This window comes from Mycobacterium sp. E3339 (genome assembly GCF_001666915.1).
In the GTDB taxonomy this organism is placed as follows: Bacteria; Actinomycetota; Actinomycetes; order Mycobacteriales; family Mycobacteriaceae; genus Mycobacterium.
The window spans coordinates 16,295-32,969 of record NZ_LZIZ01000148.1 but is presented as its reverse complement, the minus strand read 5'-3'; the positions used below and the strand labels follow the sequence as shown (position 1 = coordinate 32,969).

The 16,675-nt window shown below is 68.2% G+C and carries 19 protein-coding genes; 5 read left to right on the top strand and 14 right to left on the bottom strand.

Annotated features, from left to right (window positions below):
- Nucleotide 1: 1 nt before the first annotated feature.
- From A5702_RS13060 to A5702_RS13035, 6 genes are all read right to left on the bottom strand, one after another.
- Nucleotides 2–619, bottom strand: a complete 618-nt coding sequence (locus A5702_RS13060) for a GNAT family N-acetyltransferase (protein ID WP_068221233.1) — start codon at nucleotides 617–619, stop codon at nucleotides 2–4.
- A complete protein-coding gene (locus tag A5702_RS13055) occupies nucleotides 616–1,491 on the bottom strand; it encodes an LLM class F420-dependent oxidoreductase (RefSeq protein ID WP_068221232.1) in 876 nt (291 codons plus the stop codon). Before A5702_RS13055 ends, A5702_RS13060 begins: the two co-directional genes overlap by 4 nt.
- A 20-nt stretch (nucleotides 1,492–1,511) precedes the next feature.
- Nucleotides 1,512–1,868: a DUF488 domain-containing protein gene (locus A5702_RS13050; protein ID WP_068221230.1), complete on the bottom strand. Its 357-nt coding sequence runs from the start codon at nucleotides 1,866–1,868 to the stop codon at nucleotides 1,512–1,514.
- 25 nt (nucleotides 1,869–1,893) lie between these two features.
- Complete coding sequence (locus A5702_RS13045) at nucleotides 1,894–2,589, bottom strand: DsbA family protein (RefSeq protein WP_068221228.1); 696 nt, start codon at nucleotides 2,587–2,589, stop codon at nucleotides 1,894–1,896.
- Between the two features lie 21 nt (nucleotides 2,590–2,610).
- On the bottom strand, nucleotides 2,611–3,534 hold the full coding sequence (locus A5702_RS13040) for a CoA ester lyase (RefSeq protein ID WP_055403767.1): 924 nt from the start codon (nucleotides 3,532–3,534) through the stop codon (nucleotides 2,611–2,613).
- A gap of 151 nt (nucleotides 3,535–3,685) precedes the next feature.
- Nucleotides 3,686–4,648 carry a hypothetical protein gene (locus A5702_RS13035; RefSeq protein WP_055403766.1) on the bottom strand — a complete coding sequence of 321 codons (963 nt, stop codon included), beginning with the start codon at nucleotides 4,646–4,648 and terminating at the stop codon, nucleotides 3,686–3,688.
- A gap of 309 nt (nucleotides 4,649–4,957) precedes the next feature.
- On the opposite strand from A5702_RS13035, the gene A5702_RS13030 reads away from it, so the two are divergent.
- The 3 genes from A5702_RS13030 to A5702_RS13020 all read left to right on the top strand — a co-directional run bounded on the left by A5702_RS13030 (nucleotide 4,958) and on the right by A5702_RS13020 (nucleotide 7,467).
- On the top strand, nucleotides 4,958–5,233 hold the full coding sequence (locus A5702_RS13030) for a WGxxGxxG family protein (protein ID WP_068221226.1): 276 nt from the start codon (nucleotides 4,958–4,960) through the stop codon (nucleotides 5,231–5,233).
- A gap of 181 nt (nucleotides 5,234–5,414) precedes the next feature.
- Nucleotides 5,415–5,984 carry a hemerythrin domain-containing protein gene (locus A5702_RS13025; protein WP_055403764.1) on the top strand — a complete coding sequence of 190 codons (570 nt, stop codon included), beginning with the start codon at nucleotides 5,415–5,417 and terminating at the stop codon, nucleotides 5,982–5,984.
- Between the two features lie 40 nt (nucleotides 5,985–6,024).
- Entirely contained in the window at nucleotides 6,025–7,467 is a 1,443-nt protein-coding gene (locus A5702_RS13020) for a YdiU family protein (RefSeq protein ID WP_197506562.1), read from the top strand.
- A gap of 2 nt (nucleotides 7,468–7,469) precedes the next feature.
- On the opposite strand, the gene A5702_RS13015 is transcribed toward A5702_RS13020, so the two are convergent.
- Genes A5702_RS13015 through A5702_RS12990 form a run of 6 tightly spaced genes read right to left on the bottom strand, consistent with a single transcriptional unit; the run spans nucleotide 7,470 to nucleotide 11,483 of the window.
- Nucleotides 7,470–8,297, bottom strand: a complete 828-nt coding sequence (locus A5702_RS13015; RefSeq protein ID WP_068221219.1) for an LLM class F420-dependent oxidoreductase — start codon at nucleotides 8,295–8,297, stop codon at nucleotides 7,470–7,472.
- A 39-nt stretch (nucleotides 8,298–8,336) separates the two neighbouring features.
- A complete protein-coding gene (locus tag A5702_RS13010; protein ID WP_068221217.1) occupies nucleotides 8,337–9,878 on the bottom strand; it encodes an adenylate/guanylate cyclase domain-containing protein in 1,542 nt (513 codons plus the stop codon).
- A 49-nt stretch (nucleotides 9,879–9,927) separates the two neighbouring features.
- On the bottom strand, nucleotides 9,928–10,323 hold the full coding sequence (locus A5702_RS13005; protein ID WP_068221216.1) for a DUF4267 domain-containing protein: 396 nt from the start codon (nucleotides 10,321–10,323) through the stop codon (nucleotides 9,928–9,930).
- Nucleotides 10,324–10,356: 33 nt separating this feature from the next.
- On the bottom strand, nucleotides 10,357–10,608 hold the full coding sequence (locus A5702_RS13000; protein ID WP_068221214.1) for a hypothetical protein: 252 nt from the start codon (nucleotides 10,606–10,608) through the stop codon (nucleotides 10,357–10,359).
- 1 nt (nucleotide 10,609) lies between these two features.
- The gene (locus tag A5702_RS12995) at nucleotides 10,610–11,038 is read right to left on the bottom strand and encodes a YkvA family protein (protein WP_055403758.1); all 429 of its coding nucleotides are present in this window, start codon (nucleotides 11,036–11,038) and stop codon (nucleotides 10,610–10,612) included.
- Between the two features lie 55 nt (nucleotides 11,039–11,093).
- A complete protein-coding gene (locus A5702_RS12990) occupies nucleotides 11,094–11,483 on the bottom strand; it encodes a DUF732 domain-containing protein (RefSeq protein WP_055403787.1) in 390 nt (129 codons plus the stop codon).
- A gap of 127 nt (nucleotides 11,484–11,610) precedes the next feature.
- Here A5702_RS12990 and A5702_RS12985 point away from each other — a divergent pair, with 127 nt between their 5' ends.
- Both A5702_RS12985 and A5702_RS12980 read left to right on the top strand, forming a co-directional pair.
- A complete protein-coding gene (locus A5702_RS12985) occupies nucleotides 11,611–13,068 on the top strand; it encodes a phospholipase D-like domain-containing protein (RefSeq protein ID WP_068221212.1) in 1,458 nt (485 codons plus the stop codon).
- Between the two features lie 50 nt (nucleotides 13,069–13,118).
- A complete protein-coding gene (locus tag A5702_RS12980) occupies nucleotides 13,119–13,982 on the top strand; it encodes a phytanoyl-CoA dioxygenase family protein (RefSeq protein WP_068221210.1) in 864 nt (287 codons plus the stop codon).
- 3 nt (nucleotides 13,983–13,985) lie between these two features.
- Here the strand turns inward: A5702_RS12980 and A5702_RS12975 are convergent, their stop codons facing one another.
- Nucleotides 13,986–14,921, bottom strand: coding sequence for a DMT family transporter (locus A5702_RS12975; RefSeq protein WP_067823619.1), 936 nt, complete (start codon nucleotides 14,919–14,921; stop codon nucleotides 13,986–13,988).
- Nucleotides 14,922–14,978: 57 nt separating this feature from the next.
- The gene (glnA, locus tag A5702_RS12970; RefSeq protein WP_068221209.1) at nucleotides 14,979–16,415 is read right to left on the bottom strand and encodes a type I glutamate--ammonia ligase; all 1,437 of its coding nucleotides are present in this window, start codon (nucleotides 16,413–16,415) and stop codon (nucleotides 14,979–14,981) included.
- Nucleotides 16,416–16,675 lie beyond the last annotated feature (260 nt).

The following is a 16,675-nucleotide window of genomic DNA, read 5'->3' as shown; positions in this document are numbered from 1 at the left end:
CTCAGGCGCGCGGCCCGTCCTCGGGCGTGCGCGGCAGCATGTACAGCGCCATCCGCCGGTTCGCCATCTGGTGCTCGCCGAGGAACAGGCAGCCGCCCCGCTCGCAGAACGTGCGGGCCAGGACGTTGCGGTGGTCGGGATCGAACATGATGCGCCGGCATGCCGGATCCAGGCCCAAAATGCTGCCCACCAAATGCGGCAGCAGGAAGCTGACGTGTCCGCGCTTGATGTACTCCAGATCGGCGACCGCGACGTGCAGACCCAGGTCGTGGGGATCATACTCATACCGCTTGGCGATGGAATCCTTTGCCGCCCTGTATAATTCGATGTAAGCGCGCGGAATCGCGTCGAGTGTGGCGATGAACGGCCGGGAAAAGCCGCCATCGAGTTGCGCACGTAGGTAGCGGTGCCAGCGCGCCACCGGCCACGCGGACTCCCACGCTTGCGCCAGGTGCGGCCGGTTCATCCACTCGGCGATCATCTCGGCGTCGTTGTCCGGGTCGACGAGTCGCAGCCCGTAGGGCTCGGGCAACGTCGGTATGGGCGGCGGCGGGACCGCACGAACCTCGTCGGTGATATCGGTCAACTCCCGCGGCAGCACCGGATCGGTCTGGCTCACGCCGGTATCACCGCCATCCACCGCTCGGCCAGCGCCGAGACCCAATCGGCCGCCGCCTCGGGGGCCTCGGGCGGCGACTCGACGAGAACCAATTCGTCCACGCCCAATTCGGTGAGCGCGCCGACATCGCCCAACCCCGCGTCGCGCAGCGCCACCGAGAGCCATAGTTGCCCACGGTCACGCCCCGCCTCGGCGCACAACCGGTCCAGTGTGTCGACCCGATCGCGCGCGGCGCCAACGCCGTCGAGGTTGAACCCGTACCAGCCGTCCGCCCAGTTAGCCACCCGCCTCATCGCCGAATCGCTGTTGCCGCCAACCACTATCGGGATACGCCGATCGCGCACCGGCTTCGGGTTGACCCGGATCGAGTCGAACCCAACGAAGTCACCGTGGAACGAAGCGATGTCGTCTCGCCACAGCGCGCGCATCGCGGCGACGTATTCGGCGGTGCGCGCCCCCCGCCGGGCGAAGGGCACCGACAGTGCGGCGAATTCCTCCCGGGACCACCCGATGCCGACCCCCAGCGCCAGGCGCCCACCGCTGAGCCGATCCAGGCTGGCCGCCTGCTTGGCCACCACCACGGGGTTGTGTTCGGGGAGCAGCAGCACGCCCGTCGCCAGCCGGATCCGCGACGAAGCGGCCGCGGCGAAGCTCAGCGCGATCATCGGATCGAGCCAATCCGCTTGTGCGGGAACGGCGATCACGCCGTCATCGGAGTAGGGATAGCGAGAGGCGGGCCGGTCGACCATGACCACGTGTTCGCCCACCCACAACGTGGCGAAGCCGCAGTCGTCCGCGGTTGACGCCACGGCGTCGATCACCGCGCGGTCGGCGCCGGCACCGATCCCCAGGGCATGCAATCCCAGCCGCATCGGCCGATCGTCTCACGCGGTCAGCGGCTTTTCAGCAGCTCCACCAGAACGGCCGCGTGGCTGATGTCGGGGGTGCGGGTGGCGGTGACCAGGGTGACGCCGCCGCGCTTGGCCAGTTCCCGCAATTCCCCGAGCGCCGGGTTGCCGCGCAGTTCCGCGTGGTAACGCGACGCGAATTCGTCGAAGAGTTCGGGCCGGTGGTGATACCACTCGCGGAGGTCCTTGGACGGCGCGACCTCCTTGCACCAGATGCCCACGCGGGGGTCGTCCTTGCGCACTCCCCGCGGCCAGATCCGGTCGACCAGCACGCGCTGGCCGTCCTCGGGTGTGAGGTCGTCGTAGACCCGCGCCACCCGGATGGGGCCCTTGCCGGTCACGCTCGCCAGCGTAGCGAGGGCGCGGTCAAGCCTGGCCGGTGAGGCGCTCGACGTCGACGACCTCGCCGCGATTGATGCTGACCCAGTCACGCCCATCGAGGTACGGGCGCAGCGCGCGGCCGATCAGTTCCGCGTCTGCCGGCGATTTGGGCCGCTGCAGCTCGTACACGTGCGGCAACTCGGCCATGCCGGCGACGACGTTCCACAGCGTCAGGGCCTGCGGCCCGGTCGGCGGGTCCACCAGCACCGGCCCAAACAGGCACTGCCCCAACAGGAAAAGCGTGGGCACTCCGTAGCCGCCGGCGTCGATGACCCGCTGATGCTCGCGCAGTATCTCGTCGTGAGTCGTCGGGTCGTCAAGCGCCGCATCGAGAACCGACGCCTCGACCCCGATGTCGCTCAGCAAGCGCCGCGCGACGGCCGGATCGTGCGGTTTGCCGCCCAGCGTGTGCAGTTCGTGCCCGACGGCGGCGTACCAGCGGTCCAGCAGCGACATGTCGGTGCGGCGCAGCAGCGCCCCGATCCGCATCAGCGACCAGCCGTAGGACCACTCCCGCTCCCACGGGTGTTTCTGGCCCTCCGACCGGTTGACCTCCTCGAGGCTGAAAAAGCGCCAGTCGACGGTGATTCCCAGCTGCTCGCGAACGTCGCGGATCCACAGCGAGGTCTGGTAAGCGAACGGGCACATCGGGTCGAAATGGAAATCCACGGCAACGCTCATCTGTCGACCCGTCTCGCGAACTCAGTAGTGATAGGTGTCCGACGGCGCGGGCGAATGATCCCGTTCTTCGTCGTCGAAGTCCGACGATTCTATGCCGTAGGCGCGCGCCAGTTCGAGGATCTTGGTGGCCCTGGCGATGCGCGGCAGGTCGGAGCCGTTGCGAATCTCCCCGCCGTCGCGTTCGAACTCCGCGAAAAACTCTTTCGCCCAAGATATTTCGTCTTGCGACGGCGACAGCCCCTCGTTCACCACGGCGCATTGATCCGGGGTCAGGCAGATCTTGCCCGTCATCCCGAACTCCACGGACACCGCCGTGGCCTCGATCAGCTTCAGCGCGTTGGAGCCGATCGTGGGCCCGTCGATGGCGCTGGGCAGGCTGGCCGCCTTCGCGGCGATCGTGAACCGCGACCGGGCGTAGGCCAGCGTGCTCGGGTCCTCACCGAAACCGGTATCGCGGCGGAAATCGCCGATGCCGAACGCCAGCCGGAACGTGCCCTTGGCGGCGGCGATTTCGGTGATGCGCTCCAGCCCGCGGGCCGTTTCCACCAGCGCCACGATCGGGACGTTGGGCAGCCGCTGCGCGGTCTCGGTGACGTGGTCCACCGATTCGACCATCGCCAGCATCACCCCGCCGACCGGCGTCGCGGCCAGCGCGGCCAGGTCGTCCGCCCACCACGGCGTGCCGAAGCCATTGACCCGGACCCAGTCGGTGTTGCCGGCGCTCAGCCAACTCACCACGTTGTCACGCGCGGCGTGCTTGTCCTTGGGCGCGACGGCGTCCTCGATGTCGAGCACGACGATGTCGGCGCGCGAGTGCGCCGCGGACTGGAAGCGGTCGGCGTGCGCGCCGTTGACCAGCAGCCAGCTGCGGGCCAGAACGGGATCGATGCGGTAGCCGATGACGTCGTCGGGCTCCGTCGCGCTGCTGTTGACCTGGTCGTACATCTCGTCTTTTCGTTGTTGGCGATGTCGGGCTGGTGCTCTAACCGTAGCGATAAGCCCCAACGACCGGTTGGGCATGTCCCCGAGAAACGGCTCGGCCGCCCGGACGGACCAGAACGGTCGCCCGGGCGGCCTCGCGTAAGCCCGCTGTGAGCTAGTTGATGCCGACAACCTCCTGCGCGATCGCGGCGACGCGCGTCTGGGCGGCCGAAACCACCCGCTGGCGATTCTTGTTCGCCTCCTCGTAGGCGATGATCGCGCGCACGTCGCGCGGATTGGCGAGCTCCTTCACCTCGGCGACGGCCTCGCTGACGTTGAGCTCGTCGTAGTTGGCGATGGGCAGCTCGTCGGGGTCCAGGACCCCCACCGCCGTGCGGGCCGCGTGCAGGGCGTCGGCGGCCTGCCGCGCGCCCTCGCCGCGGGTGACCTTCTCGGCCGCCTCGAGGGCGGCGTTCCGGGACGCGGCGAGCGCCTTCGTCGCCACGTCACCGGCGTGGGCGCCGCGGCTGACGAATTCGTTGAAGGTCGGGCGGGCCGAACGCAGCGCGTCAGCGGCCCGGTCCACGCCTCGGAACGACCACTCGACCGGCAGGTTCACCAATTTCACCGCGGTGCCGGCCGCCGCCTGCAACGGCGTGCGACGCAGCGCGGCCGGGCCGCCCAACGCGTCCTCGGCCAGCACGGTCGTCAGCCAGTCGACGGTCGCCGAGTGGGCGGTGATCAGCCGCGTCGCCAGGCTCTCCACGTCGGGAAGCTCGGCGGCGACGGCCAGGGCTTTGAGGTAGCGGGAGCGGTCCAGGAGCTGGTCCTCGAGCGCGAGGTCACCCAGTAGCGCCTCGTCGAACGGCTGGGCCTGCTCGGTCAGGGCCTTGACCGCCGCGGCCGCACGGCCCAGGAACGGGCCCACGATGTCGGGGACGCCGCCCAGGTCGCGGATCGCCTTCTCGATGGCCTCCGACCGGCCGCGGGCGTTCGACGCGTTCTGCGTCAGCTCACGCTGGACGGCCTCGGTGCGGGCCTGCGCGATGCGGGTCTCGGCGACCTGGATCTCGGTGTTGGTCAGCTGGTGGAGCGCGCGCAACTGCGCGAGCACCGTGGTCTTGTCCGATGAAGTCATCGAAATGTGGCCTCCTGCATTGATTGATTGGCTCGGCATGAAAGCGCCTTTTTAGCGGCTACCCATTCGGCCGCCGGCCGATAACATCACCGTCCGCCCTGTGACGCAGATCGCTTTCGGCGGTGTGGCGTCCTCCGCCAGCCGGCTAGGACAGCAAACGAAACGCGTTCTGGGAACGGGTTTCCCGCGGGCTGCCCGGGGTAGCCAGCAGTCGCCACGCTGCGGCCCATTGCCGCGCGTCGCTTCCCGTGGGGGGCTAGAGCAACCTGGTCACCCGCCTGGGCTAGGAAAAACCCTTTAGGAGTAGACATGCGTAAGGCCATTGCGATTGCTTCCGCCACCGGGGCACTGCTGTTGGGTGGGGCAGGTGTAGCTAACGCCACCACCCCGAGCGCTCCCGCACCGACGGCGACCACAACGACGTTGGCGGACAACAGCAACAACACTGATCAGCACAGCGACAACACCGGGCTGTGGGGCCTCGCCGGCCTCCTCGGCTTGGGCGGGCTCGCCGGGCTGAGGCGCCGGAAGGACACCGCCGTCGGGACCGGCGTCGGGCCGGCCACCCACGACCGAACCGTCTGACGCGTTCGCACAGTTCAGATCCCCGTCAGGCACCCACGCCTGGCGGGGATCTGGCCGCGAAGGCGGCGGCGCGCAGCAGCGCGGCGTCGTTTAGGCGTTTGTGCAGCGGGTATGCCTCGCCAAGCCGCACACAGCCCATCGTGCGCGTCCCTAATCCCCGAGAACACTGGAGGTATCGGCGATGGCCGACATGATTGTCCAATCGCCCGAGGAAGTCGTCGCATTCCTGAAGGCGCAGCACAACCTGATCGAGGACCTGTTCGACGAGGTGCTGCACGCGACTGACCCCCAGGCGCGAGAAAAACCGTTCACCACGCTGCGTCAGCTGCTGGCCGTGCACGAGACGGCCGAGGAAATGGTGGTGCATCCGCGCGTGCGCCGCGAGGCCGACGCCGGCGACGCGATCGTCGACGCCCGCCTCAAAGAGGAGCACGAGGCCAAGGAGTTGCTGTCGCAGATCGAGAAACTCGACATCACCTCGCAGGAGTTCGTCAACGAGGTGACCAAGCTGCGCGACGCCGTGCTCGACCACGCCAATCAGGAGGAAAGCGACGAGTTCCCCGTGCTGCAGCGGGAAGTCGACGAGGCTGACCTCAAGCGGATGGGCACCGCGGTGCGAGCGGCGCAGGCCATCGCGCCAACCCACCCGCACCCCGGCGTGGAGTCGGCGAAGCTCAACTTCGCCCTTGGGCCGTTCGCCTCGATGCTGGACCGGGCCCGGGACCTGATCGGCCAGGCCCTCGGCTCCTAGCCGTTTCCGTAGGCTCGTAGAGGTGAGCGTCGCCCCGGATATGACCGTTGCCCTGCAGGACCGGTTCTTCCGTGAATTGCCGGAGATGGCGGTCCGCTGGCAAGCCGAGGCCCCGGCCGACCTCCGGCTGCTCGCGTTCAACGAGCGGCTCGCCACCGAGCTTGGCCTGGACGCCGACTGGTTGCGCGGCCCCGACGGGCTGCGCTTCCTGGTCGGCGCGTTGGTCCCCAGCTCGGCCGCGCCGGTGGCCCAGGCCTACGCCGGGCATCAGTTCGGCGGCTTCGTGCCACGGCTGGGCGACGGCCGCGCGCTGCTGCTCGGCGAACTCGTCGACCGCGACGGACGCTTGCGTGACATCCACCTGAAGGGCTCCGGACCGACACCGTTCGCCCGCGGCGGCGACGGCCTGGCCGCGGTGGGGCCGATGCTGCGCGAGTACATCGTCAGCGAGGCCATGCATTCGCTCGGGGTGCCCACCACGCGATCGTTGGCCGTCGTGGGCACCGGCCGCCCGGTGCTGCGCGAGGCGGAACTTCCGGGGGCCGTGCTGGCGCGCGTGGCCAGCAGCCACCTGCGGGTGGGCAGCTTCCAGTTCGCCGCGTCGACCGGCGACGTGGACCTGCTGCGGCGCCTCGCCGACCACGCGATCGCCCGGCACCACCCCGGCGCCGCGGACGCCGAACGCCCCTACCTGGCGCTCTTCGAGGGGGTGGTCGCCGTCCAGGCGTCGCTGATTGCGCGCTGGATGCTGATCGGATTCGTCCACGGGGTGATGAACACCGACAACATGACGATCTCGGGCGAAACGATCGACTACGGGCCGTGCGCGTTCATGGAGGCCTACGACCCCGAGACGGTCTTCAGTTCCATCGACTTCTGGGGCCGCTACGCGTATGGCAACCAGCCCCTGGTCGCCGGCTGGAACCTCGCCCGCTTCGCCGAGACGCTGCTTCCGCTGTTCTCCGACGATGTCGACGAGGGAGTCGCGCTGGCGGAGCAATCGTTCGGGGTGTTCCAGCGCGAGTACGACGCCGTGTGGTCATCTGGGATGCGCGCCAAACTCGGCGTGTCCGACGTCGACGCCCGAGACTTCGCGGAGCTGGTCGACGACTTGCTGGCCTTGCTGAAGGGCAGCCACGTCGACTACACCTCCTTTTTCCGTCGGCTCGGCCGAGCCGCGCGCGGCGACACCGAACCGGCGCGCGGGGAGTTCATCGACCTCGCCGGGTTCGACGCGTGGCTGCCGCGCTGGCAGGCCCTGCGCCCGGACGCGGACGTCATGGACCGGGCCAACCCGGTCTACATTCCGCGCAACCACCTGGTCGAGGAGGCGCTGACCGCCGCGACGGCCGGCGACCTCACCCCCGTCGAGCGGCTGCTGGCCGCGGTGAGGGCACCCTACGACGAAAGACCGGGGCTGGAACGCTACGCCACCCCGGCCCCCGAGGACTTCGGGAAGTACCAAACATTTTGCGGCACTTAGCCTTACGTTAGCTTCGCAAACTCGGCCCGCAGCTCGTCGAGCCGGCGAAGCGTTTCGTCGCGAGGTTCGGTGGGCAGTTCCACCAGCAGGTGCTCCACTCCCAGAGCGAGGTAGCCCTCGAGCTCTTTGGCCGTCGACGCGCCGGCATGGAGGCTGATCACCGGCACGTCGCTGCCGGCCGCATCGCGCAGCCGCTCCAGTTGAGGCGCTAACACCTCCGCCGACGGTGTCATCGACAGCCAGCCGGCGTGCAGCCGGGCGATGCGTTTGAAGCCCGCGGGTCCGCCGCCGAAGTACAGCGGCGGATAGGGCTCTTGCACCGGCTTGGGCCAGCTGTAGATGGGGCCAAAGTCCACGAATTCGCCGTGGTATTCGGCCTTTTCGTGCGTCCAGATCTCGATGATCGCGTCCAATCGCTCGTCGACCACCCGTCCCCGGACCGACGGGTCGGCCCCGTGGTTGGCGATTTCCTCGCGCAGCCAGCCCACGCCCACGCCGAACCGAAATCGACCCTGCGACACCAGATCCAGTGACGCCACTTCCTTGGCCGTGTGAATGGGATCGCGCTGGGGCACCAGCGCGATGCCGGTGCCCAGGACCAGCCGCTCGGTGACGACGGCGGCCGCCGTCAATGCGACGAACGGATCCAGCGTGCGGTAATACTTCCGCGGAATCGGCCCACCCGCCGGGTAGGGCGTTACCTCGCCCGCCGGGATGTGGGTGTGCTCGGCCAGGAACAGCGACTCGAACCCACGCTCTTCGAGCGCCCGACCCAGCTCTGCCGGTCCGATGCCCTCGTCGGTGATGAATGTCAGCACGCCCACAGCCATGGCGCCAGTCAACCGCATTCAACTCGTCGGGGCGACCCCTTACCCGCGTTCGGCCACGGGGACCAGACGCGCCACGCCGCGCAGCATCCAGGGAGCGCGCTTGGCCATCAGCGCAACGGCGCGGTCGGACCGCCGCATCGCCGTTCGGGGGCCGGGCGTGGGCGCGGCGGCCAACTGGGCGTCGCGTGAGGGCGCGCCGGCGCGGCGCCGGTCGACGGCGAGGATCTGCCAGGTGCCGGGCACGCCGCGCAGCTCGGCCCCACCCCGGTCCTCGAAGTGGGTTCCCGAGCCGACGACCAGGTCCCGCACGGTGCTGGAGACCAGGATCTCGCGGGGCCCGGCCAGGGCGAGGATGCGGGCGGCGATGTGCACCGCGATCCCCCCGATGTCGGCGCCGATCAGTTCGCACTCTCCCGTATGGATGCCCACCCGCAGCTCGATGCCCAGCGTTTCGGCCTGGTCGTGCAGGGCCTCGGCGCAACGGATCGCCTGCGTCGGCCCGTCGAAGGTGGCGAGGTGGCCGTCACCGGTGCTCTTGACCACCTTTCCGCCGAACCGCTCCGTCGCGCCGGCGGTGATCTCACCGAAGCGTTGCAGGACCGCGCGCCACCGTTCGTCGCCGTCCGCCGCCGCGCGTTCGGTGGACGCGACGATGTCGGTGAAGAGCACCGTGCGCAGGGCCCGCTCGGACGGCAGCGGCGCACTGTGGCTGCCGGTCAGGAACTCTTCGATCTCGGTGGTAATGCGGTCGGGGTCGGTGAACCAGGGCGCGTGGTCGTCGCCGGCCACTTCCAGCATTCGCGCGTTCGGGATGTGCTCGGCGATGTAGCGGCCGAATTGCACGGGCACCAAATCGGCCGTGGCGTGGATCACCAGGGCGGGTGCGCTGATCGTCGACAAGATGGGACGGATGTCAATTGTGAACGCGGATTCCATTGTCGCCCGGGCCATTCCGGGGCTGGCGCTCATGCGTTCCAGCATCGCGAGCTGGCGCGTCGATCGGATCGACGGCAGCAGACTCCGAAGCGCCTCACCGCTCCCCCACGAACGGCGGATCGCCCGGCCGAACCCCTGGAACCTGGCGACCTGATCCACCGACGGCGTGTAGGCGTCGCCGAGCGCGGGCGCCATCCTCTCCCGCAGCGCCGCCGGGTCTCCCTCCATGTCCTCCCACGACCCCCAGCCGGTGAAGGAGGAGGAGCCGGTGATGATCAGCGCCCGCGTGCGTTTGGGCCGTGTCGCGGCAAACAGCATGGCCGCGGGGCCGCCCTCGCTAACCCCGAACAGCGCCGCATCTTTGAACCCGGCGGCGTCCATGACCGCCTCCAGCTCGCCCGCCCGATCCTCGAGCGTCCGCACCTTCGGAACCGGGTCGGAGAGTCCAACTCCGGCCTTGTCGAACAGCAGCACGCGGCAAAACGTCGAAAGCCGGCCCATGAACGCCTCGAACTCCGGCACGGTCCAGAACATTTCGACGTGGCTGACGAATGACCCGGCGAACACCAGGTTGACCGGTCCGGCGCCGAACACCTGGTACGCGAGGCTGAGATCACCGCAGTTTGCATACGCTGTTTCGGGCACGCCATGAGCGTACGACCCGGCCCAGCAAATGCGTACGGCTTTGCTTGGTTCAGGTCGTCGGCGCTTCGCCCTTACGGGTGCTCCGGCGCGCGGCGCCCCAGAGTCCGACGCCGATGCCGACGACCACGCCGCCCAGGCCGATGAGTTGCTGTGCGGGCTTCAATTCGTCGTGGACGCTGAGACCGCCCAGCAGGTCGGCGGCGTCGGCACCGCCGGAGGCCAGGAACCAGCCGCGAGTGTTCTTGCCGCGCAACGCCGCGGTCGCGAGCAGCCCGCCAATCAGCGCGTCGCGATAACCCATGGACCGCAACAACAGTCGCGCCGTCGGCGTCGGCTCCTGCGAATCTCCCCAGAACCGGTTGGCGCTCAACGGCTCGACGAGGAACCAGACGCCGGAGGTGAATCGGATGCTGCCCGCCAGAAGCGCGGCTCGGTCGATGGCCATGCCCGGCAGCCTAGGAGCAAACCGCGCTCTTGCCTATGGGGCGGGGCACGCCCGGGCGATTTGTATCGAGGCTGGCCATAGCGCCGTGGTCAGGCCGAAGGCTACGACGTCGGCTCCCGTGGGCGACACCGCCTCCACCCGGGCCTGAATCTGTCGAGCCTCTTCGGCGTGAAAAAGCGTCCACACGAAGCCGATACACAGGTAGGGGATGGCCAGCCACAGCGCGATTTCGATCAGTGCGCCGATCCTGACCCGGTAACCCAGGGTGCGTCGAAGCAGGTCCATGTCACTCCAGCGCGGGATCGGGCAGCCCGCACAGCCAGCACAGCGTCGCCAGGCCGTCGGGGCTGCCGGGCCAGTGCCTGGCCAGCGCGTCGGGTCCGGCCACCCGGCTGACCCAGCGCAGCACCAAGCCGACGATCACCACGTCGTCGGCGAATCCGATGACCGGGATCGCGTCCGGGATCAGGTCGATGGGCGACACGACGAAGGCGATCAACGCCACCAATGCGATCCGGATCCGGCGTGGCAACTCGGAATCGGCGGCAAGGCGTTTCAACAGGCGGAGCACGTCGGGCAGCAGCCGCACCAGGTCCTGCAACTTGGCCTTGGGTCTCAGCAGCCAGAAGGTGAGGGCCAGGAGCACCCAGATCACCGCGAACGCACTCGCGATGCCGATCAGAATCATCCACCAGTCGGGCCACACCATGTCCATCTTGGCGGGCCTGGCTGCCGCGTGCCAACCCCTCTGCGAACGCCCGCGTTTCTGTCTAACCAGCGCCTAGCGGCGGCAACGGAATCCAGGGGAACATCCCGGTGTTGGTCGGAGGCGGCGGTGCGACCGTGTCCGGCTCCCCGATGTGCTGGGGACAGTAGGCGTTCACCGCGCTGGTGGTGAAGCTGGTCGCGTCCGAGACCGTGAATCCCCCGTTCTCTGACGTCACACTCTGGATGACGGCGGCTTTGGAGTGACCCTGGTCCATAAGTTCGCAGGCCTTCTTGGCGACCTGTACGGCGACGGCGCCGTTCTTGTACGGGACGCCTGCCCGATCGAGCGCCGCCAAAAAGTTCGCGTCGGGGTTACCGGTCGGATCGGCGTGTGCGGGCGAGGCCGCGGCGATCATGGCGGCGAGGCTCGCCAGCACGAGAAGCGTCCGCACCGTTCCATCCTCGTACAGATGGGCGGCGTTGTCCTGCCGACCTGTCCACGCGGGCGTCGGACGCCGCCGGCTGTGGTACACAGGGCTATGCCGACGCTGAACCGTCAACCTCGTTGAGGGCGCCGGCGTGGGCGACGACCGACTGCTGATCCCCGGACAGACGTGCTGGCGGGTGGCGCGCGCCGATCAGTGGGCTCACATCGTCGATGCGGCCGATTACTTCAAGCAGGTCAAGGCAGCGATGTTGCGGGCCAGGCACCGGATCACGCTGGTCGGTTGGGATTTCGACGCCAGGATGACGTTCGAGCGCCGCGCCAAGACGCTGCCCGGCCCCAATCAGCTTGGCGCCTTTCTGTATTGGATGCTGTGGAAGCGGCCAACGCTCGACATCTACCTACTGAAGTCCAACCTGCGTCTACTGCCGGCCTTCGACGGCATCTGGTTTGGGCTGACTCCGGTGGCGCTGGTCAACCAGATCAGCAGCAGGCGAATCCACTTCGCTATCGACGGTGCCCATCCCACCGGCTCGGTCCATCACCAAAAGATCGTGGTGATCGACGATTCGGTGGCGTTCTGCGGCGGCATCGACCTCACCGTCGACCGTTGGGACACCCGCGCGCACGAACATCGCAATTACGCCCGCCGGACGTTGGGCCGCAGCTACGGGCCGCGCCACGACGTCGCCGCAGCGGTCGACGGCGAGGCCGCGCGTGCGCTCAGCGAGCAAGCCGTGGCGCGGTGGCGGACGGCGACCGGGCAATCGTTGACGCCGATCACCGCCAGGCACACCGCATGGCCCGGCAAGCTCGGCCCCACCCTGCGTGGCGTCGACGTCGGAATCGCGCTAACCCTGCCGGAACTCGACGGTCGCCCCGAGACCCGGGACGTCGAGGCGCTCAACCTCGCGGCGATCGCGGCGGCGCGCGACACCATCTATCTGGAGAACCAGTATCTGGCGGCCCGACGCATGGTCGAGGCGCTGGCCGCCCGGCTACGGGAAGATGATGGCCCCGAGATCGTCATCGTCGTCGCCCGCCGGGGCAACAACCCGCTCGAGCGGGGAACGATGGACTCCGCTCGCCATCGGCTCATTCAGGTGCTGTGGGCCGCCGACGTCCATCGGCGGCTGGGCATCTACTGGCCGGTTGCCGACGGCGGGGCACCCATCTACGTCCACTCGAAGGTGATGGCGGTGGACGACCGGTTCCTGCGCATCGGATCGTCGAACCTCAACAACCGATCGATGGGGTTCGACAGCGAATGCGATCTGGCCATCGAGGCGCAACCGGCGAGTTCCGAAGACGACGGCGTGCGGCGCGAAATCACCTCGGTGCGAGATCAATTGGTGGCCGAGCACCTCGGCGTATCCGACAAAGAGTTCGAACAGGCGATGCGTGAACGCCGGTCGGTCCGCAAGGCGATCGAAGCGCTCCGCGGGGACGGCAAGACGTTGCGACCCTTCACCGAGCGCACCGTGGCCGACGAGGCGGGACCGCTGGCGGAAAACGACCTGATGGACCCCGACCACGTTCCCCGGTCGCTGACCCGAAGCGTGCAACGGTTCATCACCGGTTTGAGGGGTTGAGTTGCGGCGAACTCGGCTTAATGTGGGACCGGGATGAAGGACGAGTGCCAATGAATGCCGACGACGAGTCCGTGACGACGCTGGAGGACCTCAGGGGTGATCTGGCGCAGCGGTACAAGCGGACGCCGACCGGTGGGAGCTCGGTCGACGGCGCGACCGTCGACGCCGACATGGCGGCCCTGGACCGCGACGGTTACGTCATCTGGGAAGGCCTGCTGACCGCCGAGCAGTGCCAGGAAATCCGTGAGGTCGTGCGCCCGTGGCTCGGGCATACCGGACGCAACTCGTTCGAGGGCCGGCACACCCAGCGCATCTACAGCCTGCTGAGCCGCACACGGGTGTGCGACGGGCTCGTCGACAACCCGCGGGTGCTGGCCGTCCTCGATCGCCTGCTGATGCCGAACTACCTGCTTTCGGCGTTGCAGGCCATCAACATTCAACCGGGCGAGGCCGCGCAGCTGGCGCACCACGACGACGGGTTCTACCCTGTGCCGCGCCCACGAGATCCCTTGGCGGCAGCGACGATCTGGGCCATCGACGACTTCACCGCCGACAACGGCGCCACCGTTCTGTACCCCGGCAGCCACCGATGGGGCAAGCGCCGGCCCGGCCCTGACGATGCGGCGCTGCCCGTGGTGATGCCGGCCGGTTCGTGCGTGTTCTTCGTGGGCACGCTTTGGCACGGCGGGGGCGCGAACAAAACCGACCGCGAGCGCCTTGCCGTCACCGCGCAGTACTGCCAACCGTGGCTGCGCCCGATGGAGGCCTTCACGTTGTCCATCTCGCGTGACATCGCGCGATCGGTTTCCGATGACATTCGCCGCATGCTCGGCTACAGCATCCACCCGCCGTTCGTCGGCGCGGTCGACGGCCTGCACCCGCTGCGGCTGCTGGATACCGCCGAGGATTCGTAGGCCCTAGGTCCGCTCGCCGCTGACGCCGACCAGCGCGGCCGCATCGGGCGTCGGCGAGGACCGTTGCGCGCCAACGAGTTCGATCGCCTGGCTGCGGCTCAGCGCGATGGCGGCGGCGACCATCGCCGAGACCGCGACCACGAGGGCGAGTGCCGCAGCGCCGCCCACCGCCAGGTGCTCACCAAGCACCGCGACGCCCAGCAGGACCGCCACCACGGGTTCCCCCACCAGCATGATCGGCACCGAGGCCTGCAGGGCTCCGGCGTGAAACGCCGAGTTCTGCACCAGCGTCACGGCGACGGCGAGACCGACGAGCAGGTATGGGGCCGGGACCGTCAGCAGCGCGTGCCAACCGCCGACGCCGAAGCGGTGCGTACAGATCTTCGTCAAGACGGCGATCATGCCGAGCAGGATCGCCACCCCGACCCCCAGCAGCATGGCGCGGACGCGGCCCGCGGCGCGGCGGGCCGCCGTGACGCAGACGATCAGCAACGGCACCGTCACCAACAGCGCCACGGTCCACGCCGGGACCGGGGGACGGTTATGGCCCTCACGGGGCTCACCGACGAGCACGAAAACCGCCAGCGCGCCCGTCAACAGCGTCGCCCAGCCCCACTGGGCCGCGCTGACGCGCTGGTGACAAAGTCCGGCGCTCAATGGCAAGGCGAACAGCAGCGAGGAAACCAGGAGCGGCTGGATCAGCAGGAGGGATCCATGGGCGAGGGCCACGGCCTGAAACGCGTAGCCGGCGACGGCGGCGACCGTGCCCGCCCACCACAACGGCCGTCGAGCCAGGGTGGTCACCATCGCCCCGGACATGCCCTCGTCGGCCGGAACCTCCTGCGTGGCGCGCTGCCGGACGACGATCCCCACGGCCGCCCAGAAGGCAGACAGCAGCGCCGAGAAGATCGCGACCGCGTGTGATTCCACCCACCCCATGGCGGGACGGGTACCCGGGACGTCGGCTCGGCTAACTGCGCCGAAAAGCGAATTACGTCATACGTCGTAGTAGAGGGCGAATTCGTACGGGGTCGGCCGGAGGTTGAACGGCGCGATCTCGTAGGTGCGCTTGTAGTTGATCCACGTCGCGATGACGTCGGGCGTGAAGACCCCGCCCTCAGTCAGGTATTCGCTGTCTTCCTCCAGACGGTCGATCACCGCGGACAGCTGCGTGGGCGCCTGGGGGATCTCCGCGGCCTCCTCCGGCGGCAGTTCGTAGAGGTCCTTGTCGACCGGCGGGGGCGGCTCGATCTTGTGCTTGATCCCGTCCAACCCCGCCATCAACTGGGCGGCGAAGGACAGATATGGGTTGCCCGACGAGTCGGGGCAGCGGAATTCCAGCCGCTTGGTCTTCGGGTTGTTACCGGTGATCGGGATGCGCACGCACGCCGACCGATTGCGTTGGCTGTAGACAAGATTGATCGGCGCCTCGAAACCGGGAACCAGACGCTTGTAGGAGTTCACGGTCGGGTTCGTGAAGGCCAGCAACGACGGCGCGTGGTAGAGCAAGCCGCCGATGTAGTGGCGCGCGGTGTCGGACAGACCGGCGTATCCCGTCGCGTCGTACATCAACGGCACGCCGTCCTTCCACAGCGACTGGTGGCAGTGCATTCCGGAACCGTTGTCGCCGAACAACGGCTTGGGCATGAAGGTGACGGTCTTGCCGGCCTGCCACGCGGTCTGCTTGACGATGTACTTGTACATCTGGTGGTCGTCGGCCGCGTGCAGCAACGTGTTGAACTTGTAGTTGATCTCGGCCTGGCCGCCGCTGCCGACTTCATGGTGGCCCTTCTCCAGCGAGTAACCGGCGTTGGTCAGGTTGGTGAGGATTTCGTCGCGCAAATCGACGTAGTGGTCGGTGGGGGCCACCGGGAAATACCCCCCTTTGGGGCGGACCTTGTAGCCGAGATTGGGGCTTCCATCGGCCTCGGCGTCCTCTCCCGTGTTCCACCACCCGGACGCCGCGTCCACCTTGTAGAACGATTCGTTGGTGCTCGAGTCGAAGCTGACCGAGTCGAAGATGTAGAACTCGGCCTCCGGACCGAAGTATGCGGTGTCCGCGATGCCGGAACTGATCAGATAGTTCTCGGCCTTGCGGGCGATGTTGCGCGGGTCGCGCGAGTACACCTCGAGGGTGAACGGGTCGTGCACGAAGAAGTTCACGTTCAGCGTCTTGCGGGCCCGGAACGGGTCGACCGTCGCGGTCTCCGGATCGGGCAGCAGCACCATGTCGGACTCGTGGATCGATTGAAAACCTCGGATCGAGGAGCCGTCGAACGCCAGGCCTTCCTCGAACACGCCTTCGTCGAAGGCGTAGATCGGAATCGTGAAGTGCTGCATGGTGCCCGGCAAGTCGCAGAAGCGGACGTCGACGTACTCAATGTTCTCGTCCCTGGCTAGCTTGAAAATATCGTCGGGCGTCTTCTCGGACACGCAACGCTCCTCAGCTTGATTGTCGGCAGTGGCGTGCGAGCGCTTTCTACTCCCGCACTATTTCGCCCGCGTCACCACCGCGAGTCGAACCTGTTGCGTCACAGAATGACAGGGGCTTCGGTTGCACCGCGGCCGGGTTCCGGTGGCACTTCCCTGCCTGTTGGCCGATAGTCATATGGACCACGCAGCTGCAGCAGAAGTAGGAGTAGTCATGGCAGGCAACGAAACCGGCGGTCATCCGGCGACCAGCCGTGGCGATC

What these genes read in the sequence shown, in the direction of transcription:
- A5702_RS13045 (WP_068221228.1), bottom strand. Translation starts at nt 2,589, where the DNA reads ATGAGCGTTGCCGTGGATTTCCATTTCGACCCGATGTGCCCGTTCGCT.
- A5702_RS13020 (WP_197506562.1), top strand. Translation starts at nt 6,025, where the DNA reads ATGACCGTTGCCCTGCAGGACCGGTTCTTCCGTGAATTGCCGGAGATG.
- A5702_RS13005 (WP_068221216.1), bottom strand. Translation starts at nt 10,323, where the DNA reads ATGGCCATCGACCGAGCCGCGCTTCTGGCGGGCAGCATCCGATTCACC.
- A5702_RS12995 (WP_055403758.1), bottom strand. Translation starts at nt 11,038, where the DNA reads ATGGACATGGTGTGGCCCGACTGGTGGATGATTCTGATCGGCATCGCG.
- A5702_RS13030 (WP_068221226.1), top strand. Translation starts at nt 4,958, where the DNA reads ATGCGTAAGGCCATTGCGATTGCTTCCGCCACCGGGGCACTGCTGTTG.
- A5702_RS13025 (WP_055403764.1), top strand. Translation starts at nt 5,415, where the DNA reads ATGGCCGACATGATTGTCCAATCGCCCGAGGAAGTCGTCGCATTCCTG.
- A5702_RS13000 (WP_068221214.1), bottom strand. Translation starts at nt 10,608, where the DNA reads ATGGACCTGCTTCGACGCACCCTGGGTTACCGGGTCAGGATCGGCGCA.
- A5702_RS12975 (WP_067823619.1), bottom strand. Translation starts at nt 14,921, where the DNA reads ATGGGGTGGGTGGAATCACACGCGGTCGCGATCTTCTCGGCGCTGCTG.
- A5702_RS13040 (WP_055403767.1), bottom strand. Translation starts at nt 3,534, where the DNA reads ATGTACGACCAGGTCAACAGCAGCGCGACGGAGCCCGACGACGTCATC.
- A5702_RS13055 (WP_068221232.1), bottom strand. Translation starts at nt 1,491, where the DNA reads ATGCGGCTGGGATTGCATGCCCTGGGGATCGGTGCCGGCGCCGACCGC.
- A5702_RS12980 (WP_068221210.1), top strand. Translation starts at nt 13,119, where the DNA reads ATGAATGCCGACGACGAGTCCGTGACGACGCTGGAGGACCTCAGGGGT.
- A5702_RS13015 (WP_068221219.1), bottom strand. Translation starts at nt 8,297, where the DNA reads ATGGCTGTGGGCGTGCTGACATTCATCACCGACGAGGGCATCGGACCG.
- A5702_RS13035 (WP_055403766.1), bottom strand. Translation starts at nt 4,648, where the DNA reads ATGACTTCATCGGACAAGACCACGGTGCTCGCGCAGTTGCGCGCGCTC.